Raw genomic sequence first — 379 nt, 5'->3', positions numbered from 1 at the left:
GTATGGTGCGGCTAGTCCCACGCTTGCAGCACCGAGGTCGCGGGCAGCGTCGGCGCCAAACAATAGCGGAAGGGTCTTCGTATCGGGTTGATCGAGGGAGCACACGAAACAGACATCGCGTGTCGCAACTTCGCCGTCGAGCCGGACCAATGTCTCGCCGTCGGGGAAACGGTGCACGTGTAGTGGGACAACGACGCCCCCTCCCGCTGCCGCAATCATCGCGGCCAGAGCCTCATTGCCTGGGAGCGGTAGGAGGAGCACAGGCTTCATGGCAGCACGGTGAAGATTGAGCCCTCGGTGGCCGCGAACGCTAAGGCATAATCAAGCTCGCCAAGGCTTTCAGCATGGACCGTACAAAGCGGCATTCCTACCTCAATGT

The 379-nt window shown here is 61.2% G+C and carries 1 protein-coding gene; it reads right to left on the bottom strand.

All coding sequences use genetic code 11. The features are described 5' to 3' along the window. Window positions 1-270, bottom strand: a 270-nt coding sequence (locus I6F37_RS45200; RefSeq protein ID WP_225155156.1) for a ribose-phosphate pyrophosphokinase-like domain-containing protein, incomplete at its 3' end; no start/stop codon positions are given. Between the last annotated feature and the right edge of the window lie 109 nt (window positions 271-379).

This window comes from Bradyrhizobium sp. NBAIM08 (assembly GCF_020193935.1).
GTDB classification, from domain to species: Bacteria; Pseudomonadota; Alphaproteobacteria; order Rhizobiales; family Xanthobacteraceae; genus Bradyrhizobium; species Bradyrhizobium yuanmingense.
This window is presented reverse-complemented; position numbering and strand designations above follow the sequence as displayed.